The organism is Burkholderia sp. WAC0059 (genome assembly GCF_002870125.1).
Classification (GTDB): Bacteria; Pseudomonadota; Gammaproteobacteria; order Burkholderiales; family Burkholderiaceae; genus Paraburkholderia.
In genome coordinates this window covers 52,313-73,350 of record NZ_PNEO01000013.1, presented here as the reverse complement: position 1 = coordinate 73,350, position 21,038 = coordinate 52,313, and the positions used below count along the sequence as shown (strand labels likewise).

The 21,038-nt window shown below is 67.2% G+C and carries 19 protein-coding genes; 13 read left to right on the top strand and 6 right to left on the bottom strand.

The annotated features are described in order from the left end of the window. Positions 1-49 precede the first annotated feature (49 nt). From mtgA to mpl, 5 genes are all read right to left on the bottom strand, one after another. Positions 50-772 carry a monofunctional biosynthetic peptidoglycan transglycosylase gene (mtgA, locus tag CY652_RS14790; protein ID WP_102131464.1) on the bottom strand — a complete coding sequence of 241 codons (723 nt, stop codon included), beginning with the start codon at positions 770-772 and terminating at the stop codon, positions 50-52. 118 nt (positions 773-890) lie between these two features. Then, positions 891-1,766: a shikimate dehydrogenase gene (gene aroE, locus CY652_RS14785; RefSeq protein ID WP_102131463.1), complete on the bottom strand. Its 876-nt coding sequence runs from the start codon at positions 1,764-1,766 to the stop codon at positions 891-893. Continuing rightward, positions 1,763-3,895, bottom strand: coding sequence for a ribonuclease catalytic domain-containing protein (locus CY652_RS14780; protein WP_102131462.1), 2,133 nt, complete (start codon positions 3,893-3,895; stop codon positions 1,763-1,765). Before CY652_RS14780 ends, aroE begins: the two co-directional genes overlap by 4 nt. Before the next feature lie 145 nt (positions 3,896-4,040). Further along, positions 4,041-4,682, bottom strand: coding sequence for a YqiA/YcfP family alpha/beta fold hydrolase (locus CY652_RS14775; protein ID WP_102131461.1), 642 nt, complete (start codon positions 4,680-4,682; stop codon positions 4,041-4,043). Continuing rightward, on the bottom strand, positions 4,679-6,070 hold the full coding sequence (gene mpl, locus CY652_RS14770) for a UDP-N-acetylmuramate:L-alanyl-gamma-D-glutamyl-meso-diaminopimelate ligase (protein ID WP_102131536.1): 1,392 nt from the start codon (positions 6,068-6,070) through the stop codon (positions 4,679-4,681). The genes CY652_RS14775 and mpl overlap by 4 nt, the downstream gene beginning before the upstream one ends. Before the next feature lie 189 nt (positions 6,071-6,259). Here mpl and CY652_RS14765 point away from each other — a divergent pair, with 189 nt between their 5' ends. The 13 genes from CY652_RS14765 to CY652_RS14710 all read left to right on the top strand — a co-directional run bounded on the left by CY652_RS14765 (position 6,260) and on the right by CY652_RS14710 (position 17,264). Then, the gene (locus CY652_RS14765; RefSeq protein WP_102131535.1) at positions 6,260-6,910 is read left to right on the top strand and encodes a UDP-N-acetylmuramate--alanine ligase; all 651 of its coding nucleotides are present in this window, start codon (positions 6,260-6,262) and stop codon (positions 6,908-6,910) included. 11 nt (positions 6,911-6,921) lie between these two features. Then, a complete protein-coding gene (locus CY652_RS14760) occupies positions 6,922-7,470 on the top strand; it encodes a TlpA family protein disulfide reductase (RefSeq protein ID WP_102131460.1) in 549 nt (182 codons plus the stop codon). A 193-nt stretch (positions 7,471-7,663) separates the two neighbouring features. Beyond that, entirely contained in the window at positions 7,664-8,116 is a 453-nt protein-coding gene (gene aroQ / locus CY652_RS14755; protein ID WP_102131459.1) for a type II 3-dehydroquinate dehydratase, read from the top strand. 101 nt (positions 8,117-8,217) lie between these two features. Next, a complete protein-coding gene (gene accB, locus CY652_RS14750; RefSeq protein WP_102131458.1) occupies positions 8,218-8,685 on the top strand; it encodes an acetyl-CoA carboxylase biotin carboxyl carrier protein in 468 nt (155 codons plus the stop codon). A 139-nt stretch (positions 8,686-8,824) separates the two neighbouring features. Continuing rightward, positions 8,825-10,192 carry an acetyl-CoA carboxylase biotin carboxylase subunit gene (accC, locus tag CY652_RS14745; RefSeq protein ID WP_102131457.1) on the top strand — a complete coding sequence of 456 codons (1,368 nt, stop codon included), beginning with the start codon at positions 8,825-8,827 and terminating at the stop codon, positions 10,190-10,192. Positions 10,193-10,195: 3 nt separating this feature from the next. Beyond that, the gene (prmA, locus tag CY652_RS14740; RefSeq protein WP_102131456.1) at positions 10,196-11,098 is read left to right on the top strand and encodes a 50S ribosomal protein L11 methyltransferase; all 903 of its coding nucleotides are present in this window, start codon (positions 10,196-10,198) and stop codon (positions 11,096-11,098) included. 59 nt (positions 11,099-11,157) lie between these two features. Then, positions 11,158-12,309, top strand: coding sequence for a zinc-ribbon and DUF3426 domain-containing protein (locus CY652_RS14735; RefSeq protein WP_102131455.1), 1,152 nt, complete (start codon positions 11,158-11,160; stop codon positions 12,307-12,309). A 98-nt stretch (positions 12,310-12,407) separates the two neighbouring features. Continuing rightward, on the top strand, positions 12,408-12,908 hold the full coding sequence (tpx, locus tag CY652_RS14730; RefSeq protein WP_102131454.1) for a thiol peroxidase: 501 nt from the start codon (positions 12,408-12,410) through the stop codon (positions 12,906-12,908). A 102-nt stretch (positions 12,909-13,010) separates the two neighbouring features. Further along, a complete protein-coding gene (locus tag CY652_RS14725) occupies positions 13,011-13,952 on the top strand; it encodes a carbohydrate kinase family protein (RefSeq protein WP_102131453.1) in 942 nt (313 codons plus the stop codon). Positions 13,953-14,260: 308 nt separating this feature from the next. After that, positions 14,261-14,524 carry a hypothetical protein gene (locus CY652_RS24065; RefSeq protein ID WP_146010111.1) on the top strand — a complete coding sequence of 88 codons (264 nt, stop codon included), beginning with the start codon at positions 14,261-14,263 and terminating at the stop codon, positions 14,522-14,524. 515 nt (positions 14,525-15,039) lie between these two features. Further along, positions 15,040-16,254, top strand: a complete 1,215-nt coding sequence (locus tag CY652_RS14720) for a ribonucleotide-diphosphate reductase subunit beta (RefSeq protein WP_102131452.1) — start codon at positions 15,040-15,042, stop codon at positions 16,252-16,254. A gap of 90 nt (positions 16,255-16,344) precedes the next feature. Continuing rightward, complete coding sequence (locus CY652_RS24870; RefSeq protein ID WP_102131451.1) at positions 16,345-16,659, top strand: hypothetical protein; 315 nt, start codon at positions 16,345-16,347, stop codon at positions 16,657-16,659. Between the two features lie 29 nt (positions 16,660-16,688). Further along, positions 16,689-17,264 carry a histone H1-like DNA-binding protein gene (locus tag CY652_RS14710; protein ID WP_102131450.1) on the top strand — a complete coding sequence of 192 codons (576 nt, stop codon included), beginning with the start codon at positions 16,689-16,691 and terminating at the stop codon, positions 17,262-17,264. A gap of 376 nt (positions 17,265-17,640) precedes the next feature. Here CY652_RS14710 and CY652_RS14705 read toward each other — a convergent pair whose 3' ends face one another. Beyond that, on the bottom strand, positions 17,641-20,661 hold the full coding sequence (locus CY652_RS14705; RefSeq protein ID WP_102131449.1) for a ribonucleoside-diphosphate reductase subunit alpha: 3,021 nt from the start codon (positions 20,659-20,661) through the stop codon (positions 17,641-17,643). Positions 20,662-21,038: the final 377 nt, after the last annotated feature.

Genomic DNA, 21,038 nt, shown 5'->3' with positions numbered 1-21,038 from the left:
GGAAGCGCGGGAAGGCCGGGAAGTGCCGGGTGCCGGGAGCGCCGATCGATCAGCGCGGCAGTTCGGCCGCGCCCATCCGGCGGGCGATCACGGCCGCGCGTTCGGCCAGGTAGCGCGAGTTGCGGTGCGTATCGAAGTACTTCGGGTCCGGCAGCATCACCGCGAGCCGCGCGGACTGCCACGCGCTCAACCGCGAGGCCGGGATGCCGTAGTAATGAAGGGCGGCCGCCTGAGCGCCGTAAACGCCCACGCCCCACTCGACCGAATTCAGATAGATCTCGAAGATGCGCTCCTTGTCGAGCAGCGTTTCGAGCATCCAGGTGATGACGAACTCCTGGCCCTTGCGCAGATAGCTGCGCTCGCGCGAGAGAAACAGGTTGCGCGCGAGCTGCTGCGAGATCGTGGAGCCGCCGCGCACGATCCGGCCTCGCGACCGGTTCGCCTCCCAGGCGTCGAGAATGGCGTCGGTCTCGTAGCCGTCGTTGTTGACGAAATCGGCGTCCTCAGAGGCGATGATGGCGCGCTTCAGGTTGCGCGAAATCTGCCCGTAGGGTACCCAGACGTGCTGGATCGCAAGGCCGGGCCGATCGGCCTGAAGATGCCAGGCGTCGTTGCGCATGAACGCCGTCGTCCGCGGATTCACGCGGCTCCAGACGGCGATCTGGACGAAGTAGTAAGCCTGGGTCGCGAACCACGCGAAGACGACCACCGCGCAGACGTAGAAAAGCCAGCGTGAAAGGCCCCCGCGGCGCGCAGCCGCTCTCTTCGCCATCGTTGTCGATCTCCCCGTCAGGCCGTTCCCGTTCTCGTCAGTCCTGCCCGCGTCGCCGGCCGTCTGCGGCGGGCCGGTCCGTACCGCCGCAAGACCCGCCGGACCTCGCTGCGCCCCGTCAGCCGGCCTGCCCGGCCAGTTGCGCGCGCAGGGCCGCGAGCACCGGCGCGCTATCCGGGCGCACGCCGCGCCACACCTCGAACGATTCCGCGGCCTGCTCGACGAGCATGCCGAGGCCGTCGGCCGCGCGCGCGCCGAGCGACTGCGCATGCCGCATGAACACGGTCGGCTGCGCGCCGTACATCATGTCGTAGGCGAGCGTGCCCGCGCCGAACGCGCGGTCGTCGCACTCGGGCAGCGCGGCGTCGAGACTGCCGGCCGTCGCGTTCACGATCACGTCGTACGGGCGCGGCTCGACCGTCTGCGGGCCGCCGCCCGTCAGCGCGCAATGCGCCGCGCGCGCGGCGTCGGCGAACTGCGCGACGAGCGCCTCGGCCTTCGCGGCCGTGCGGTTCACGATCGCCAGTCCGCGCGGCGCGCGCTCGAGCATCGGCAGCACGACGCCGCGCGCCGCCCCGCCCGCGCCCAGCAACAGAATGCGCTTGCCGGCAAGCGCAACGCCGAGATTCGCCTCGATGTCGCGCACGAGCCCCACGCCGTCGGTGTTGTCGCCGTAGATGCCGTCGGCGTCGAAGCGCAGCGTGTTGACGGCCCCGGCCGCCGCCGCGCGCGGCGAGAGCCGGTCGGCCAGCGCGTGCGCCTCGAGCTTGAACGGCACGGTCACGTTCAGCCCGCGCCCGCCCGCGTCGGCGAACGCGCGGACCTCGGCGACGAAGCCGTCGAGCGGCGCAAGCAGCCGGCCGTACTCGACGCGCTCGCCGGTCTGCCGCGCGAACTGCGCGTGGATGAACGGCGACCTGCTGTGCGCGACCGGATTGCCGACCACGGCGTAGCGGTCGGGCGCGACGCCCGCGCTGTCGTTCGTCGCGCTCATTCGCGGGACTCCGTCGCGTGATGGCCGTCGGGTCCGGCGGCGTCGCCGGTTTCGTTCTTCGCCGCGCCGTCGGCTTCGCCGTCTCCGCTCCCGGTCTCGCCGGCGGCCGGGGGTTCGTCCTGCGCCCCGTTTTCTTCGGTATCGACCCGTTCCTGCTCTTCGCCGTCCGCCTCGCCGTCCGCCTCGCCGTCGCTGTCGCCGTCCTCGTCGCCGGCGCCCGTCACGGTCGGCGCGTCGAGCACGCGCAGCATCCGCGCCGACGCCTCGATCGTCAGCTCGTCGATCGACATGATTTCGAGCAGCACCCGCGTGCCGCGCGCATGCACGCCGAGCGCCGGCACGTGCAGCAGCAGCGGCACCTCCTCGAGACGCACGAGATCGTCCTTGACGACCGTCGCCGCCACCTCGCGCCGCCGCTCCTGCGTGAGCCAGCGCAGGCACCAGAAATACTCCATGCGCCGCTGATGGTCGGCGTAGGCCGTATAGGTCTCGTCGAAACCCTGCACGACCGCGAACAGATCCGCGTCCTTGGGCTTGAACGGCGCGACGAGCTTCGCGGCGACGCCGTGCTGCACGCAGGCGAGCAACTGCCACTGGTTGACGAGGTCCACGTAGCGGCGCAGCGGCGACGTGCTCCACGCGTATTGCGCGACGCCGAGCCCTTCGTGCGGCGCGGCCGTCGTCTGCATGCGCGTGCGCTTCGGGCCACCCGGCGTGCCGAAGGCCCGCTGCGAGCGGTAGATGCCCGGCACGCCGTGGTCGTGCAGGAACGCGCCCCAGCTCGAATTGGCGAGAATCGCCAGTTCCGCGACGATCAGGTCGAGCGGTGAACCGCGCCGGCGCGGCGTGATCGTGACGTGCTCGCCCTCGACGTAGAAGTTGAAGTCGGTGTTGCGCTGTACTTCGCGGCGCAGCCCGTAGCCGGCGCGGGCCTGCTGACGCTTCTCGAAGAGCGTCTGGGCGAACGGCCAGAGCACGGCGATGTCGTCCTTGTGCGGATATTCGCCCGTGCCCGCCGCGAGCGTTTCCTCGTTCACGAGCTCGTCGAGCGTGTTGTGCCGCAGGTTGCTCTTCACGAACACGCGCTCGGCGCGCGTCTCGGAGGCGACGATGTCCTGCGTCTGCCGGTCGACGATCACGTAGAGCGAGAGCGCCGGGCGCAGCCCGCCCTCCTTGAGCGTGAACGCGTCGACGAAATCGTCGGGCAGCATCGTGATCTTGTCGCCGGGCATGTAGACGGTCGAGAGTCGCGCGCGCGCGATCGCGTCCACCGTGTCGCCGCGCGCAATGCCGAGCGCCGGCGCCGCGATGTGCACGCCGATGCGCACGCGGTCGTCGGCCAGGCGCTCGACCGAGAACGCGTCGTCGATTTCGGTCGTCGTCACGTCGTCGATCGAGAATGCCTCGACGGCGGCCTCGGGCAGATCGTCGGGCAGCGTACCGACCTCGACCGGCGGAAAGCCCGTGCCGTGCGGGAAGAATTCGGCGAGAAACCGGGCCTCGTGCAGCGCGCGCGGCGAGGCGATGCCGCCGCATTCGAGCATCAGGCGCGGCGCCGAGATGCCGCGCGCGGCGGCGGCGGCCTCGAGCGCCTTGTACTCGATCGCGTTCTTGTCGGGCTTCGTCAGCAGGCCGAGCGCCTTGCCCTCGAACGCCGCGGGCAGCCGGCCCGCCTTCAGTTCCTCCTCGTACTCCGCCTGCACGAGCGCCTGCTGGCGCTTGCGCTCGAGCGCGGCGAGCGCCATCTTCAACTGCTCCTCGGGCGCGCGCTGGTACTGGCCGCGCCCCTTGCGGCGAAAGTAGACGGGCGAGCCGTGCAGACGCAGCACGAGCGCGGCGCGCTCGACCGGGCCGTAGGTCGCGCCGAAATATTCGCCGGCGAGCGCCGTGAACGCGAACTCGTCCGGCGGCGCGCATTCCCACAGGAAGTCGAGGTCGATTTCCTGGGCGGCGGCGTCCGCCTGCTCCATCAGCTCGCCCGCCGCCGGCTTGTCGAACTCGATCAACACGTCCTTCGCGCGGACCTTCGCGCGACGCCCGCCCGGCAACTCGACCTGAAACGCATCGCCCTGGCGCGACAGCACGCTGCCGGCCTTGAAACTGCCTGATTCCTCAAAGAAAACGTTCACTCAATACTCTCGTTCAGACTTGCATCGACCGGCGCGGCAGGCGCGAACGGTCCGTAGATCCACATACTGGAAAGAAGCGCCGCGCGCGGGGCCGCTGCCCTCCCGCACTTTCGATGCCGCGCGGCCGGCCTTGTCGCCCGGGCGGTCATCCCGCCCTCGGCGCGGCCCCGCAGAAGGCGATCACGTCGTCGACGTAATCGGCGAATTCGCTGATCCCGTGGTCGCTGCCCTCGATCAGCCGCGTGCGCACGCCCGGGTAGTGGGCCAGCATCTCGCGATAGTCGAGCACCTCGTCGCCCGTCGCGGCAAACAGATAATAGCGTTCGGGTCGAGTCACCGAAGTCACGGCCAGCGCGCGCAGTTCGTCGAGATGGCGCGGCTCGACCACGATACTGCCGCCGCCGTGCCAGAGCGGCTGCTCGCCGAGGCGGCGGCCCAGGTCGCGCTGCGGCACGACGGCCGGATTGAGCAACACGGCCCGCCAGCCGTGCTTTTCGGCCAGATACGTCGCGTAGTAGCCGCCGAGCGAGCTGCCGATCAGCGTCACGTCCGCCGGATCCGCCGCGCCGCCCGTCGCCTGCGTTTTGGGTCCGCCCCGCGGGTCGCCCCCGCGCTCGACCTCGCGCTCGACCTCGCGCTCGACGAGCGCCACGGCCTCGGCGGGCGACACCGGCAGCGCCGGGCAGCGCCACTCGCGCTCACGCCCCGTCTGCCCGAGTCGGGCCGCCAGCAGGCGCGCCTTGAACGACTGGGGCGAAGAGCGAAAGCCGTGCAAATAGACGATCACGCGCCGCTCCGCACCGCGAGCGCGTCGAGCAACTTCCGATGCACGCCGCCGAAGCCGCCGTTGCTCATGACGAGAATCTGGTCGCCGGGCCGCGCAACCGCCGCGACGGCTTCGACGAGCGCACCGAGGTCGTGGAACGCCTGCGCCTTCGCGCCGAGCGGCGCCAGCGCCGCGGCCAGATCCCAGCCGAGCGCGTCGCGGCCGTGCGGCGCGCCGTAGCCGAACACGAGGTCGGCGTCCGCGAGGCTGGCGGGCAACTGCGCCTTCATCACGCCGAGCTTCATCGTGTTCGAGCGCGGCTCGAGCACGGCCAGGATGCGCGCGCCCGCGCGGCCCACGCGCGCGCGCAGGCCGGCGACGGTCGTTTCGATCGCGGTCGGATGATGGGCGAAGTCGTCGTAGACCGTGACGCCGTCGACGCTGCCGCGCACTTCCATGCGGCGCTTGACGTTGCGGAACGTCGCGAGCGACCGGGCGGCCTGCGCGGGCGGCACGCCGACGTGCCGCGCGGCCGCCATCGCGGCGAGCGCGTTCAGCCGGTTGTGCTCGCCCTGAATCTGCCACTCGACGACGCCCGCGCGCGCGCTGTCGTGATAGACGGCGAAGCGTTCGTCGACGGGCTCGCCGTCCGCGGCCGGCAGCACCTGCCAGCCGCCGTCGACGCCGAAGCGTTCGACCTCGCTCCAGGCGCCGCGCGCGAGCACGCGCTCGAGCGCATCGGAGCAGCCGTTCGAGACGATCCGGCCGATGCGCGGAATGGTGCGCACGAGATGATGGAACTGCGTTTCGATCGCGGCGAGATCGGCGAAGATGTCGGCATGATCGAACTCGAGGTTGTTCAGGATCGCGGTGCGGGGCCGGTAATGGACGAACTTCGAGCGCTTGTCGAAGAACGCCGTGTCGTACTCGTCGGCTTCGATCACGAAGAAGTTCGAATCGGTCAGCCGCGCCGACACGCCGAAGTTGAGCGGCACGCCGCCCACGAGGAAGCCCGGATTCAGGCCGGCGTCCTCGAGCAGCCAGGTCAGCATCGACGTGGTCGTCGTCTTGCCGTGCGTGCCGGCCACGGCGAGCACCCACTTGCCGGCGAGCACGTGCTCGCCGAGCCACTGCGGGCCCGAGACGTAGGGCAGGCCGCGGTCGAGGATCGCCTCCATCAGAGGATTGCCGCGCGAGACGACGTTGCCGATCACGAACAGGTCGGGCTTCAGCGCGAGCTGGCTCTCGTCGTAACCCTCGATCAGGCGGATGCCCTGCGCCTCGAGCTGCGTGCTCATCGGCGGATAGACGCCCGCGTCGCACCCCGTCACGGTATGGCCGGCGCCGCGCGCGAGCACCGCGAGACCGCCCATGAACGTGCCGCAGATGCCGAGGATATGGATGTGCATAAGCCTGTTGCGCCGCATGCGCGTCGTGGATCGGGTTGGGAAGAAAACGCGGGGCGACCGCGCGCCGCTCCGGGCAAGGAGCGTCATTGTACCCGAGGGCCCCGCCGTTTTCGGGCGGCGCGGACCGGCGCCGGGCGCGTCCGGAGGCGCCCGGCGACCCCGGCCTGCCTATCTAGTATGATGGGCGCCATGGTGCGCAGATCACATTTCGATCCGGAACGCGTGCGCGAGGAAATCGCGATCGCGGCAGCGCGGATGATCGCCGAGGACGGGCTCGACTACGCGACGGCCAAGCGCAAGGCGGCACGGCAGGTCGCCGGCGAGACCCGTATCGAGGGCGTCTGGCTGCCCGACAACGACCAGATCGAGGACGAGATCCGCGAATATCAGGCGCTGTTCCAGGGCGACAGCCAGCCGGCCGTGCTGCGCCGCCTGCGCGAGGTCGCGCTCGACTGGATGCGGCGGCTCGACGACTACCATCCGTACCTGACGGGTGCGGTGCTGAACGGCACGGCCGGCGAGCATTCCGACGTCCACCTGCAAATTTTCTGCGACGACCCCAAGGAAGTCGCGATTCATCTGCTCAACGCGAACATTCAGTACGACGTCTCCGAGACGCGCCACTTCGCTGCGCGCGGTTTCGTGGAAACGCTGAGCTTCCTCTGGAAGCCGTCGCGCGACGAGGAGCCGGTCGGCATCCACGTGGCGCTCTACAATACCGACGATCTGCGCGGCGCCGTGCGTGCCGATGCGCGTGGCCGTCTGCCGAGGGCGAACGCGCGAACGCTGCAGGAACTGCTCGACGAAAGCGAGAGCGGCGTCCCGACCTCCACGACCTGAAACCTTTCACGATGAACTTCAAGCGTATCCTCACGGCTGCCGCGCTGGCCGCCTTCGGAGTGGGCGGCCCCTTCGTCGCATTCTTCGCCGCGCCCTGGGCGATCGGCACGGCCGACGCGGCAAGCGCCGCCGGCCAGCCGGGCGCGGTCGGCCAACTCTGGTCGGCCGCCGTCACGAACACGGCCGGCCAGCCCCAATCGCTGAACCGCTTCAAGGGCCACCCGGTCGTGGTCAACTTCTGGGCGTCGTGGTGTGGCCCCTGCGTGCGCGAGATGCCCGAACTCTCGTCGCTGCAGCGCGAGTACGCGAAAAAAGGCGTCCAGTTCGTCGGGCTCGGCGTGGATTCGGCCACGAACGTGAAAGCGTTCCTGCAAAAGGTACCCGTCGACTACCCTGTCTACATCATCGGCTTCGGCGGCGCCGACCTCGCGCGCGCGTTCGGCAACAACGCGGGCGGTCTGCCGTTCACGGTCGTAATCGACGCCAAAGGCACCGTTCGCGCGACAAAATTAGGCGAAATTCAACCCGCCGAACTCAGGCACACGCTCGATTCGCTCTGACCGACAAGAAGAATTGACCGAATCTTGCGCGCCGAATGGTACTTTTTGCAGTATCTTTTGCGCGATTTGCCGCGAGATCGCATGACTCCGCCTCGGGAAAACCCGGGAGCGGTCGAGGCGACCATTCGGAAAACTGGACAAAATTCTCTAATCAGCGCTAAAGTTCGCGCAATTCCACGGAAATAGAGCGACCATGACGCGACTGCTGGTTCTGCACGGCCCCAACCTCAATCTTCTCGGCACCCGGGAACCGGAGGTGTACGGGCACGTGACGCTGCCGCAGATCGATCAGGCGCTCGCCGAACGGGCCGCGCAGGCAGGCGTGGCGCTCGCGACGTTCCAGAGCAACCACGAGGGCGCGCTCGTCGATCGCATCCAGGCCGCGCGCAACGAGAAGACCGGGTTCATCCTGATCAATCCCGCCGCCTTCACGCACACGAGCGTGGCGGTTCGGGACGCCCTCGCAGGCGTCGGCATTCCGTTCGTCGAGATTCACCTCTCGAACGTGCATCGCCGCGAGCCCTTCCGGCATCACTCGTATTTCTCCGACCAGGCCGAAGGCGTGATCTGCGGCCTCGGCTGGAAAGGCTACCTGTACGCGCTCGAATTCGCGCTCGACCGACTCGGCGTCCGGTCCGGCGCCTGAAGCCCGGTCGCGACCGACAGGACACACCGACAACCACCCATCTGCGCCGGCGCGCCGCGTCTACCGCCAGCCGGCCTTCACGTATCGAAAGGGACTGCACAATGGATCTACGCAAGCTGAAGACGCTGATCGACCTCGTCTCCGAATCGGGCATCTCCGAGCTTGAAGTCACCGAGGGCGAAGGCAAGGTGCGCATCGTCAAGAACGCGCCGCCCATCTACGTGCAGTCGCCCGCCGCGTCCTACCCGACCCAGGTGTCGGCCCCCGTCGCGCCCCAGGCCGGCCATCCGGCCGAAGCGCCGGCCGGCGTGCCCGCGGCGCCGGCCGTGCCGCAGGGCCACGTGGTGACCTCGCCGATGGTCGGCACGTTCTACCGTTCGCCGTCGCCGGGCGCCGATCCGTTCGCGCAGGTCGGCGACACGGTCAAGGAAGGCCAGACGCTCTGCATCATCGAGGCGATGAAGCTGCTCAACGAAATCGAATCGGACAAGGCCGGCGTCATCAAGGAAATTCTCGTGGACAACGGACAGGCCGTCGAATACGGCCAGCCGCTTTTCGTGATCGCCTGAACGCCTGCGGAGCGCGACGACGTTCTCGCGCCCGTTGCATGCCGCGCGCGGCGCCCGAAGCCCCGCGCGCCCGACCGTTTCTCCGGGGTAGCCGCCGCAAGGCTTCGGACGGCGCCCCCTGATGAGTCGAATACCCGCTATGTTTGAAAAAATCCTCATTGCCAACCGCGGCGAGATCGCGCTGCGCATCCAGCGAGCGTGCCGCGAGCTGGGCGTCAAGACGGTCGTCGTCTACTCGGAGGCCGACAAGGAAGCCAAGTACGTGAAGCTCGCCGACGAGGCCGTCTGCATCGGGCCGGCGCCGTCGAACCTGAGCTACCTGAACATGCCGGCGCTCATCAGCGCCGCCGAGGTGACGGACGCCGAGGCGATCCACCCCGGCTACGGCTTCCTCTCCGAGAACGCGGACTTCGCCGAGCGCGTCGAGCAGTCGGGCTTCGTGTTCATCGGCCCGCGCCCCGAGACGATCCGCATGATGGGCGACAAGGTCACGGCCAAGCAGACCATGATCAAGACCGGCGTGCCGTGCGTGCCGGGCTCGGAAGGCGCGCTGCCCGAAGACCCAAAGGAGATCGTGAAGATCGCGCGGGCCATCGGCTACCCCGTCATCATCAAGGCGGCCGGCGGCGGCGGCGGGCGCGGCATGCGCGTCGTGCACACCGAGGCGGCGCTCGTGAACGCGGTCAACATGACGCGCGAGGAAGCGGGCCGCGCGTTCGGCAACCCGCAGGTCTATATGGAGAAGTACCTCGAGAACCCGCGCCACATCGAAATCCAGGTGCTCGCGGATTCGTTCCGCAACGCCGTCTGGCTCGGCGAGCGCGACTGCTCGATGCAGCGTCGCCACCAGAAGGTGATCGAGGAGGCGCCGGCGCCCGGCATCGCGCGGCGGCTGCTCGACCGCATCGGCGACCGCTGCGCGGACGCCTGCAAGAAGATGGGCTATCTCGGCGCGGGCACGTTCGAGTTCCTCTACGAGAACGGCGAGTTCTACTTCATCGAGATGAACACGCGCGTGCAGGTCGAGCACCCGGTGACGGAGCTCATCACCGGCATCGACATCGTGCAGGAGCAGATCCGCATCGCGGCCGGCGAGAAGCTGGCGTTCCGCCAGCGCGACATCCAGCTCAAGGGCCATGCGATCGAGTGCCGGATCAACGCCGAGGACCCGTTCAAGTTCACGCCGTCGCCGGGCCGCCTCACGTCCTGGCACATGCCGGGCGGCCCCGGCATCCGCGTCGACTCGCACGCCTACAACGGCTATTTCGTGCCGCCGAACTATGATTCGATGATCGGCAAGCTGATCGCCTACGGCGCCACGCGCGACCAGGCGATCCGCCGGATGCGCATCGCGCTCTCGGAGATGGTCGTCGAAGGCATCCTGACCAACATCCCGCTGCACCGCGAACTGATGCTCGACGCGAAGTTCGTCGAGGGCGGCACGAGCATCCATTACCTCGAAAACCGGCTCGCCGCGCGGCAGCAGGTGGCGCCGGAAGAAGCGTAATCCATGAGCTACCGGGAACTGATCGCGGAGCTGGACCGGGAGCGCGCGGACGAACTGTCCGACGCGCTGCTCGAACTCGGCGCGCTGTCGGTTTCGGTCGAGGACGCTGACGCCGACACGCCCGACGAGCAGCCGCTCTTCGGCGAGCCGGGCCTGACGCCCGAGCGCACGGCCTGGCAGCGCTCACGCGTGATCGCGCTCGTCGCCGAAGAACACGATCCGGCGTTGCTCGTCGCGGCCGCGGCCAACGCGCTCGGCCTCGACGAAACGCCGGCCTTCACGCTGCGCGAAGTCGAGGAGCAGGACTGGGTGCGCCTCACGCAGTCCCAGTTCGACCCGATCCGGATCGGCGAACGCATCTGGGTCGTGCCGTCGTGGCACGAGGCGCCCGACCCGCAGGCGCTCGTGCTCGAGCTCGATCCCGGCCTCGCGTTCGGCACGGGCAGCCACCCGACCACGCGGCTGTGCATGGAATGGCTCGAACAGGCGGTACAGCCGGGCCAGTCGGTACTCGATTACGGCTGCGGCTCGGGCATCCTCGCGATCCTCGCGAAGAAATGCGGCGCAAACCCCGTGGTCGGCATCGACATCGATCCGCAGGCCGTCGAATCGGCCCGCCAGAACAGTCTGCGCAACCACGCGGACGTGACTTACGGCCTGCCGGACGACTGCCCCGAGGGCACGTTCGACATCGTCGTGGCCAACATCCTCTCGAATCCGCTCAAGCTGATGGCTTCGATGCTCGCGTCGCGGGTCAAGCCAGGCGGGCGCATCGCGCTCTCCGGCGTGCTGGCGCGGCAGGCCGACGAGGTGGCGCGCGTCTACGCGCGCTGGATCGACATCGCCGTCTGGCGCGAGCACGACGGCTGGGTCTGCCTTGCGGGAACGCGCGTCGACCGCGCATAGATTGCCAGTAGAATGGCGGATATCGCCAACCCACCGATCTGTCCGGATCCGCGGCCCTCATGCTCCTGGCAACGCGCTGCCCATTCTGCGAAACCGTCTTCCGTATCCAGTCCCCGCAACTCGCCGCGCGCCGCGGCCTCGTGCGCTGCGGCCACTGCCAGGAGACCTTCGACGCATCCGGCAGCCTCTATCAGTTGCCCGCCAGCGGCGAATTCGAAGGTGCCGCGCCGGTAGGCGCTGACGTCGCCGCCGTCCTGATGACCGACAACGGCACGACGACGCAAGGCGCGTCGCCGTCCCTCTCGACGGGCACCGACGCGCGACGCGCCCCGCCCGCCGACTCGCCGGCCAGCGCCCCGGACAACCGGCCCGACCCGCAACGCCCGTTGCCGCCGGGCGCCGCCGGCCGGTTCGCGGACGACGCCGCCGCGAGCCGGAATCAACCCGCCTCGTCCGCAGCGAGCGTCACGCCGCCCGAACCCGAACTCCGTCGCGCAGACTGGGCGGCGGCCAAGCCCGGCGCCGCCGAGCCCACGCTCGCGACCGCGCCGCGCGCCGCATCCGGCGCCGATCCCGAGCCGCATTTCTCGGCGCCTCGCGGGAACGCCGGGGCAGCCCCCAAGGCGCCCCCCCAGGGCGACGCCTCGCAGCCGTTCGCCACGCTGTCCGGACAAGAAGACGGCGCCGCGCCGTTCGCCGTCACGCGCGAAACGCCGGCCCGAGCCTCGCGCCACGTCGGCTGGAGAATCGCCGGCACGCTGATCGCCCTCGTGCTGCTCGTCCTGCTCGCCGCACAACTGGCCTGGTGGCTGCGCGAAACCGTGATGGTCTATTGGCCGACCTCGGAAGGCATTTACGGCGACGTGTGCCGCGAGTTCGGCTGCCGCGTGCAGCCGCCGCGCGACATAGACGGCCTGCAGGTGGAGCCTTCCGATCTGCGCGAAATCGATGACCCGCATCACCTCGAACTGAGAATGCCGCTGCGCAACCGCTTCGGCGTCGCGCTCGCGTATCCGTCGATCGAGCTCACGCTGCTCGACCGGCAAAACAACGTCGTGGTACGCCGCGTGCTACGGCCGCAGGACTACGTGAAGCCCGGCACGCCGATCGAAGCCGGCCTGCCCGCCAACGCGACGCAGACGATGATCGTGCGGCTCGACACCGGCAACGTCGTCGCGTCGAACTTCCGGCTCGAGATTTTCTATCCGTAGGTAGCACCCCGCGCGCCGTGCCCGGCGCGGCGCACGTCCCGTGTCCGGCTGCGCCGGCCATGGTTTTCCGTCACATCACCGATTTCCGGAGAGTCAACATGAGTCAAGTCACGCTGGGGGGCAACCCCATCGAAGTTGCCGGCACGTTCCCGTCGGCCGGGCAGAAGGCGCCCGCATTCTCGCTCGTCGGCCGCGACCTGAAGCCCGTCTCGCTCGACGACTTCGCCGGCAAGCGCAAGGTGCTGAACATCGTGCCGAGCCTCGACACGCCGGTCTGCGCCACCTCGACGCGCAAATTCAACGAAGCCGCGGGCAAGCTCGCGAACACGGTCGTCGTCGTCGTGTCCGGCGACCTGCCGTTCGCCGCGGCGCGCTTTTGCACGACCGAAGGCATCGAAAACGTCGTCACCGCCTCGACGTTCCGTGGCCGCGACTTCGCGAAGGCCTACGGCGTCGACGTGACGAGCGGCCCGCTCGCCGGGCTCACGGCGCGCGCGGTCGTCGTGATCGACGAAAAGGACAACGTGATTTACGCCGAGCGCGTCGGCGAAATCAAGAGCGAACCGAACTACGACGGCGCGCTCGCGGCGCTCAAGTAACTCACCGGGCCCGTCCGCGCGGCGCTCCGCTCCGGCGGAAGCCGCGCGGCACGCATCCGCCTCCCCGCTTTTCCTTTCACACGCACTACAGGACATTCCGCCTTGGCTACGCTGATCTGCGGCTCGCTCGCCTACGACAACATCATGACCTTCGAAGGCCGCTTTCGGGAACACATCCTGCCCGAGCAGGTTCACATCCTGAATGTGAGTTTTCTCGTGCCGACGATGCGCCGCGAATTCGGCGGCTGCGCAGGCAACATCGCCTACTCGCTGCATCTGCTCGGCGGCGACGCGCGCATCATGGCGACGCTCGGCGCGGCCGACGCCGGCCCTTATCTCGACCGCCTCGACCAGTTGGGCCTCGCGCGCGACTACGTGCGCGTGGTGCCCGAAGCCTGGTCCGCCCAGGCGATGATCACGACCGATCTCGAGAACAACCAGATCACGGCCTTCCACCCCGGCGCGATGATGCAGTCGCATCTGAACCGCGCCGACGCGGCGACCGGCATCAAGCTCGGCATCGTCGCGCCGGACGGCTTCGACGGCATGGTCCAGCACACGGAGCAGTTCGCGGCGGCGGGCGTGCCGTTCATCTTCGATCCGGGCCAGGGGCTGCCGCTCTTCGACGGCGATTCGCTGCGGCACGCCATCGGGCTCGCCACCTACGTCGCGGTCAACGACTACGAAGCCAACCTGGTCAGCCACCGCACGGGCTGGTCGCTCGAGGAGATCGCGAGCCGCGTCGACGCGCTCGTCGTCACGCGCGGCGAGCACGGATCGCAGATCTATCACGGCAAGGGCGTCGACGACATTCCGCCCGTCGCGGCTGAGCGCGTGCTGGACCCGACGGGCTGCGGCGACGCATTCCGCGGCGGTCTGCTCTACGGCATCGAGAAGGGTTTCGACTGGGCGACGGCCGGACGCCTCGCCAGCCTGATGGGCGCGCTCAAGATCGAACACCAGGGGCCGCAGAACTACGCGCCGACGCGCGCTGACATCAACGCGAGATTCAGGAAGGCGTTCGGCTACGACCTGCCGGCATGACGCCCCCTTCCCCTGTGCCGCGGACGGACATCGTGCCGTTCGCGGACGTCTCTGGCGCATGCGCTTCCCTGCACATGCGCCTTTTTTCATGACCCGATCCGGCCGGGTCGACGGGCGTCCGGAAAAACGACGCGCGCGATGAGCGCAATGTGCGAAGCCATCGACCCGATTCCGGATACCGGCCCGTTGTCTTTGTCTGCTCGTGGTCCGACCGACCCGGGCGCCTCTTCTACTCGAACAACCTCGCCTTCCGTTCAGTCGAAGCGCGCGCGGCCGCGATTCGCCCGGCAAGGCCATGAAACCGGCTTATGACGCGTTTTTTCCCTGCCTTGATCCCTCTTTTGCCCGCCCAACCCGGCATACAAGATATTGATTTGGTCTATCCGACCCGCACAATATTTGGTAGTTTTTTCTTCTCCTGTGCGTTTTCGAATGCTACACTCGCGTACAGGTTGGTTGCAGTACTGAAGTCGATTGCCGTGGATGTTGACGCGTCTGCTTTTCTCTGGAGGAAGAAGATGAATATCGCCACCGCGAACCGAAGTGATGCAGCGAACCTGCCGGCGTCGTGACCACACGCCATGCCGGCAATCGATGCCTGCGAGCATCCGGCGCGAGCCGGACGCGAAGCTCGATATCGGTGGCGCCAACCGTCCGACGAACGACATTGCAATTGCGCATCGTTGTCCGCTCCGGCAGATGTGATCGCAGCGCGTCTCGCGCGGCGATTTTTTCCCAACTCGCGCACGCCCCGAACGCCGCGACTTCCTCGCGAAGCGCAGTCGTTCATGCAGCGCGCCAAGCAGCGAAGCTCGTCGGGCGCAGGCACCGGCGCAGCGTCCCGAGAGCGTTCGCTGCGCATCGCGAACCCGCCCTGCCGGTGCTCCGTTCGATCGCAACGACGATCACGACGAGGCCCCCGGCAACACGCTCGCGATGCGGCTCACGCGATGCGATTCACGCAGTGCGATGACAAAGTGTTGTATGCAGGTCTCAACACGAATCGAAAACAGGCATTTTCGTGAGCGAACCCTTTTATCGCTCACGAAAAGATGGTACAAACCGTTCTAAATTGATGGTGACATTTATGCTCAACTGGGATGACGAGATCACTGCCGTAGCTCCGTCGAGCGGCACGCAACACGATGCGTTGCGCGCCTCCGCAGGACCGGCTGCTGACGCGCAATTCGCCACGCGCGCCGTTCCCCAAACCGTCTCCGCACAAAACATCTTCGCGAACGACTTCGCGGTCGCGCCGACACCGGTGCCCGCACCCGCCGCCGAAGCGCGGGTGAACGTCGCCGACAAGCGCATCATCAACGGCCAGACCGACGTCAACCAGTTGGTGCCGTTCAAGTACAAGTGGGCCTGGGAGAAATACCTGTCCGGCTGCGCGAACCACTGGATGCCGCAGGAAATCAACATGTCCCGCGACATCGCGCTCTGGAAGGACCCGAACGGTCTGACCGAGGACGAGCGGCGCGTCGTCAAGCGCAACCTCGGCTTCTTCGTCACGGCCGATTCCCTCGCCGCCAACAACATCGTGCTCGGCACCTACCGGCACATCACGGCGCCCGAGTGCCGCCAGTTCCTGCTGCGCCAGGCGTTCGAGGAAGCGATCCACACGCACGCCTATCAGTACATCGTCGAATCGCTCGGCCTCGACGAAGGCGAGATCTTCAACGCGTACCACGAAGTCGAGTCGATCCGCGCCAAGGACGAGTTCCTGATTCCGTTCATCCACACGCTGACCGACCCGTCGTTCAAGACCGGCACGGTCGAGGCCGATCAGAAGCTGCTCAAGTCGCTGATCGTGTTCGCCTGCGTGATGGAAGGGCTGTTCTTCTACGTCGGGTTCACGCAGATTCTGGCGCTCGGCCGCCAGAACAAGATGACCGGCGCGGCGGAGCAGTACCAGTACATCCTGCGCGACGAGTCGATGCACTGCAATTTCGGCATCGACCTGATCAACCAGATCAAGCTCGAAAACCCGCACCTCTGGACCCCGGAATTCCGCGCGGAAATCCGCGAGCTGTTCAAGCATGCGGTCGACCTCGAGTACCGTTACGCCGAAGACACCATGCCGCGCGGCGTACTCGGCCTGAACGCGGCCATGTTCAAGAGCTATCTGCGCTTCATCTGCAACCGCCGTTGCCAGCAGATCGGCCTTGATCCGCTGTTCCCGAACGAAGAAAATCCATTCCCGTGGATGAGCGAAATGATCGATCTGAAGAAGGAGCGCAACTTCTTCGAGACGCGCGTCATCGAATATCAGACGGGCGGTGCACTGTCCTGGGAGTGAACCCGGGCGCACCACGATGCAGTCTTTTGGGGATGCCGGCGTTGGCGCGCAATGCGCACGCCGGCTGACGATTAGGAGCAGGAACGCCTGATGCAAAGCGTGCCGGGTGCCTTAACGGCCCACCAATACGAGAGGCACTTTGCGAACCCTTCAGTGGGATGGGCAAACTTCCCCCCGGAAAAGGGCGCCGGCATAGCCGGCGCCCTCATCAAACGTTGGCCGGCATCGGAATCCGCTGCCGGATGGACTTGGCGCGCGGTGCCTGACGGCATCGCGCGCCTTACCGTATTCATTAGCGTAAGCGCGAAGGATCTGCGTACGCCGATGAATAGCCCGCTTCGTAGTGCGCGCCGTGAAAAGCGCCCGCGAGAAGCGGGTTTTGACGAAGGGTGTAGTTTGAACTGATCTCTCATCTGAACCTGAAGGAGAAAACAATGGCAACTGCCAAGAAAAAGCCGGCCGCGAAGAAAGCGGCGGTGAAGAAGGTTGCGGCGAAGAAGGCCGCGCCGGCCAAGAAGGCGGCCGCGAAGAAGGTCGTCGTGAAGAAGGTTGCAGCCAAGAAAGTCGCCGTGAAGAAGGTTGCGGCGAAGAAGGTTGCGGCGAAGAAGGTTGCTGCCAAGAAGGTTGCGACGAAGAAAGTCGCCGCCAAGAAGGTTGCAGCGAAGAAAGTCGCCGCCAAGAAAGTCGCGGTGAAGAAGGTCGCCGCCAAGAAGGCCCCCGCGAAGAAGGCCGCTGCCAAGAAGGTCGCAGCGAAGAAAGTCGCGGTGAAGAAGGTCGCCGCCAAGAAGGCCCCCGCGAAGAAGGCTGCAGCCAAGAAGGTTGCCGCCAAGAAGACCGCGGCCAAGAAGGCCCCCGCGAAGAAGGCTGCGGCCAAGAAAGCCGCCAAAAAGGCCCCCGCGAAAAAGGCTGCGCCTGCTCCCGCTGCGCAACCGGCTGCGCCTGCCGCGACGGTGAAGACCGCGTTGAACCCGGCCGCTGCATGGCCGTTTCCGACCGGCAGCCGTCCGTAAGCTGCACTGAACAGGAGGCGCGAGACGCGCTTCCTGTTCGTTCGTTGTGCGCTTTGACAAAGCCCCGCTACCAGGCAACCGGTAGCGGGGCTTTTTTATTCGTTCGCGCCGGACCAGACCGGGCGTCTACAGACATCCGCTTCGATCGCTCCGCCCGACGAGTGAGGAGTGAGCCGACATCCCAGCCCGGGAGACCCACAAAAAAATCGGCCGGCATCGGAAGCCTCTGCCGTCCGCACGAGACGAACTGACGAGAGACTCCTGGTTACCGGCCTAACGGGTACTGCTGGGAAAATCGCGCTTGCGCTTGATCCTTAGTCTTTAGCTGCCGGCGGGAAAATGTCGCGCACTCCCTGCCGGCTTTACACCCGTCTTTTTACTGGCAGGCCTCGCATTCGTCGAAGCCGGGATCGCCGGGACGCATCATGCAGACAGGACCATCGGCTTCCGGCGCCGCCGCCACGGCCGGCGCAGCAGCAACGCCGGCCGGAGCCGATTGCAGCCCGTCCGCACCCGTCGACCCGCCCGTCGCTCCGCGACCGCCGCCGGAGGCGCCGCCCAGCGCACCGCCGGCGCCACCCGCCCCGCCCTCGCCGGTCGGCACGGCGTTCAACGCGCCGTGTGCGACCGTCGACTTCTCGACGTGCGTGGCCGCCATCGTGCGCAGGTAGTAGGTCGTCTTCAGGCCGCGCACCCAGGCGAGCTTGTAGACCTCGTCGAGCTTCTTGCCCGACGCGCCCCCCATGTAGATGTTGAGCGACTGCGCCTGGTCGATCCACTTCTGGCGCCGCGACGCCGCCTCGACGAGCCACTTCGGATCGACCTCGAACGCCGTGGCGTAGATCGCGCGCAGGTCGGCCGGAATCCGGTCGATGCGCGAAAGCGTGCCGTCGAAGTACTTCAGGTCGGCGACCATCACCTCGTCCCAGAGGCCGCGCGCCTTCAGGTCGCGCACGAGGTAGTCGTTGACCACCGTGAACTCGCCCGACAGGTTCGACTTGACGTAGAGGTTCTGGAACGTCGGCTCGATGCAGGCCGACACGCCGATGATGTTCGAGATCGTCGCCGTCGGGGCGATCGCGATGCAGTTCGAGTTGCGCATCCCGTGGGTGGCGATGCGCGCGCGCAGCGACGTCCAGTCCATCGACTCGCTCGCGTCCACCTCGACGTAACCGCCGCGCGCCTCGGCCAGCAGCTTGATGCTGTCCTGCGGGAGGATGCCGCGATCCCAGAGCGAACCGCGGTAGCTCGAATAGCGGCCGCGCTCCTCGGCGAGCTCGGTCGATGCCCAGTACGCGTAGTAGCAGACCGCCTCCATCGAGCGATCGGCGAATTCGACCGCATCCTCCGACGCATACGACGTGCGCAGCAGGTGCAGGCAGTCCTGGAAGCCCATGATGCCCATGCCGACCGGACGGTGCTTGAGGTTCGAGTTGCGCGCCTTCGGGACCGCGTAATAGTTAATGTCGATCACGTTGTCGAGCATGCGCATCGCGACGCTCACGGTGCGCTTGAGCTTGTCTTGGTCGAGCGCGTAACTGCCGTCGGCCTGCTTCGCGAGGTGCGCGACGAGGTTCACCGAGCCGAGATTGCAGACGGCGATTTCGGTGTCGCTCGTGTTCAGCGTGATTTCCGTGCACAGGTTCGACGAGTGGACGACGCCGACGTGCTGCTGCGGCGAGCGGATGTTGCACGGATCCTTGAACGTGATCCACGGATGGCCGGTCTCGAACAGCATGCCGAGCATCTTGCGCCAGAGCTGCGCCGCCGGAATCCGCTTGAAGAGCTTGAGCTCGCCGCGCGCGACCTTGTCTTCGTAGGCCGTGTAGGCGGCTTCGAACTCGGCGCCGAACTTGTCGTGCAGGTCCGGGCAGGTGGACGGCGAGAACAGCGTCCAGTCGCCGCCCTCCATCACGCGCTTCATGAACAGATCGGGAATCCAGTTCGCCGTGTTCATGTCGTGCGTGCGGCGGCGGTCGTCGCCCGTGTTCTTGCGCAGCTCGAGGAATTCCTCGATGTCGAGGTGCCACGTTTCCAGGTACGCGCAGACCGCGCCCTTGCGCTTGCCGCCCTGGTTCACGGCGACGGCGGTGTCGTTGACCACCTTCAGGAACGGCACGACGCCCTGCGACTTGCCGTTCGTACCCTTGATGTGCGAGCCGAGCGCGCGCACGCGGGTCCAGTCGTTGCCGAGGCCGCCGGCGAACTTCGAAAGCAGCGCGTTTTCCTTGAGCGCCTCGTAGATGCCGTCGAGGTCGTCCTCGACCGTCGTCAGGTAACACGACGAGAGCTGCGAGCGGCGCGTGCCGGAGTTGAAAAGCGTCGGCGTCGAGCTCATGAAGTCGAAGCTCGAAAGCACGTTGTAGAACTCGATCGCGCGCGCTTCGCGGTCGATCTCGTTCAACGCGAGGCCCATCGCGACGCGCATGAAGAACGCCTGCGGCAACTCGATACGCACGCCGTCGCTGTGCAGGAAGTAGCGGTCGTAGAGCGTCTGCAGGCCGAGATAGCCGAACTGCAGGTCGCGGCTCGCGTCGAGCGCGGCGCCGAGACGCTTCAGGTCGTACTGCAGCAGTTTGTCGTCGAGCAGTTCGGCATTCACGCCGCGCTTGACGAACTGCGGGAAATATTCGGCGTAGCGCTCGCCCATCTGCGCCTGGATCACTTCCTCTTCGAGGATTTCGCGACGGATCGTGTGCAGCAGGATGCGGGCGGTCACCTGGCTGTATGCCGGGTCCTTCTCGATCATCGTGCGGGCCGCGAGGATCGCCGAGTCGTAGACCTGGCTCATCGGCACGCCGTCGTAGAGGTTCTTCACCGTTTCGGCGACGATCGGCTCGGGGTTCACCGCGTCGCCGAGACCGTCGCAGGCCGACACGATCAGCGCGCGCAGCGCGTCCAGGTCGAGCGGACGGGTCACGCCGTTGTCGGTGACGTTCAGACCCGGCGCGGCGGGCGCCGCCGCGTCCTGGGCATGGCCGCGCTCCTGGTTGCGCTTCTCGCGATACAGCACGTAGGCGCGCGCGACGTTGTGCTCGCCGCCGCGCATCAGCGCGAGTTCGGCCTGATCCTGGATGTCCTCGATGTGGAACGTACCGCCGTTCGGACGGCTGCGCAGGAGCGCGCGCACGACGCTTTGCGTGATCTGCTCGACGAGCTCGCGCACACGCGCCGACGCCGCGCCCTGGCCGCCGTTGACCGCCAGAAACGCCTTCGTCACGGCAATCGCGATCTTCGACGGCTCGAACGACACGACGCTCCCGTTACGGCGGATCACCTTGTAGTCGGCGAACGTAGCCTGCGGCGCGAGCGCCTGGCCGGCCTGCTGCGTGCCGCCCAGCGAATGGCCAATCGGCGCGCCGTCGTACCGGGTCGTGGCGTTATCGGTCGTCTGCATGTGCAAAGCTCCTGGTTCTGGAAAGGTGCGAGGGAATTTCGCGGATTAATACGGCCGCCGCAGGGAAGCGGACGAAGAGAGGGAGAAAGAGGGCTAGCCTGGCGAGGTGGCCGGATGCGACAAGGCAGACGGGACGACGGTCTTCATCGTGGATGTCGCGATCATTGGCTGTGCCCTTTTTCTCGATTGCAGCCGGTGCGCCGGTTCCCCTGCTGACTGCCTGCTGGCGCACCGCACGAAATTTCCTATGCCGGGAATGCAGGCGGCGCCGTACTCATGGAGTGGGGCGCCGCCGGACAACACAACATATAGTGCAATGTTCGTTTTCTGGCACCAAGTATAGTGGAGATTGCGGGCAGGTCAAATTGATTTATTTA

Excerpts from the sequence above, each read along its gene's own strand:
- mpl (WP_102131536.1), bottom strand. The coding sequence starts at position 6,070 with ATGCACATCCATATCCTCGGCATCTGCGGCACGTTCATGGGCGGTCTC.
- accC (WP_102131457.1), top strand. The coding sequence starts at position 8,825 with ATGTTTGAAAAAATCCTCATTGCCAACCGCGGCGAGATCGCGCTGCGC.
- prmA (WP_102131456.1), top strand. The coding sequence starts at position 10,196 with ATGAGCTACCGGGAACTGATCGCGGAGCTGGACCGGGAGCGCGCGGAC.
- CY652_RS24870 (WP_102131451.1), top strand. The coding sequence starts at position 16,345 with ATGCAAAGCGTGCCGGGTGCCTTAACGGCCCACCAATACGAGAGGCAC.
- CY652_RS14735 (WP_102131455.1), top strand. The coding sequence starts at position 11,158 with ATGCTCCTGGCAACGCGCTGCCCATTCTGCGAAACCGTCTTCCGTATC.
- aroE (WP_102131463.1), bottom strand. The coding sequence starts at position 1,766 with ATGAGCGCGACGAACGACAGCGCGGGCGTCGCGCCCGACCGCTACGCC.
- mtgA (WP_102131464.1), bottom strand. The coding sequence starts at position 772 with ATGGCGAAGAGAGCGGCTGCGCGCCGCGGGGGCCTTTCACGCTGGCTT.
- accB (WP_102131458.1), top strand. The coding sequence starts at position 8,218 with ATGGATCTACGCAAGCTGAAGACGCTGATCGACCTCGTCTCCGAATCG.
- CY652_RS14720 (WP_102131452.1), top strand. The coding sequence starts at position 15,040 with ATGCTCAACTGGGATGACGAGATCACTGCCGTAGCTCCGTCGAGCGGC.
- CY652_RS14760 (WP_102131460.1), top strand. The coding sequence starts at position 6,922 with ATGAACTTCAAGCGTATCCTCACGGCTGCCGCGCTGGCCGCCTTCGGA.
- CY652_RS14765 (WP_102131535.1), top strand. The coding sequence starts at position 6,260 with ATGGTGCGCAGATCACATTTCGATCCGGAACGCGTGCGCGAGGAAATC.
- tpx (WP_102131454.1), top strand. The coding sequence starts at position 12,408 with ATGAGTCAAGTCACGCTGGGGGGCAACCCCATCGAAGTTGCCGGCACG.
- CY652_RS14705 (WP_102131449.1), bottom strand. The coding sequence starts at position 20,661 with ATGCAGACGACCGATAACGCCACGACCCGGTACGACGGCGCGCCGATT.
- CY652_RS24065 (WP_146010111.1), top strand. The coding sequence starts at position 14,261 with ATGACGCGTTTTTTCCCTGCCTTGATCCCTCTTTTGCCCGCCCAACCC.
- aroQ (WP_102131459.1), top strand. The coding sequence starts at position 7,664 with ATGACGCGACTGCTGGTTCTGCACGGCCCCAACCTCAATCTTCTCGGC.
- CY652_RS14710 (WP_102131450.1), top strand. The coding sequence starts at position 16,689 with ATGGCAACTGCCAAGAAAAAGCCGGCCGCGAAGAAAGCGGCGGTGAAG.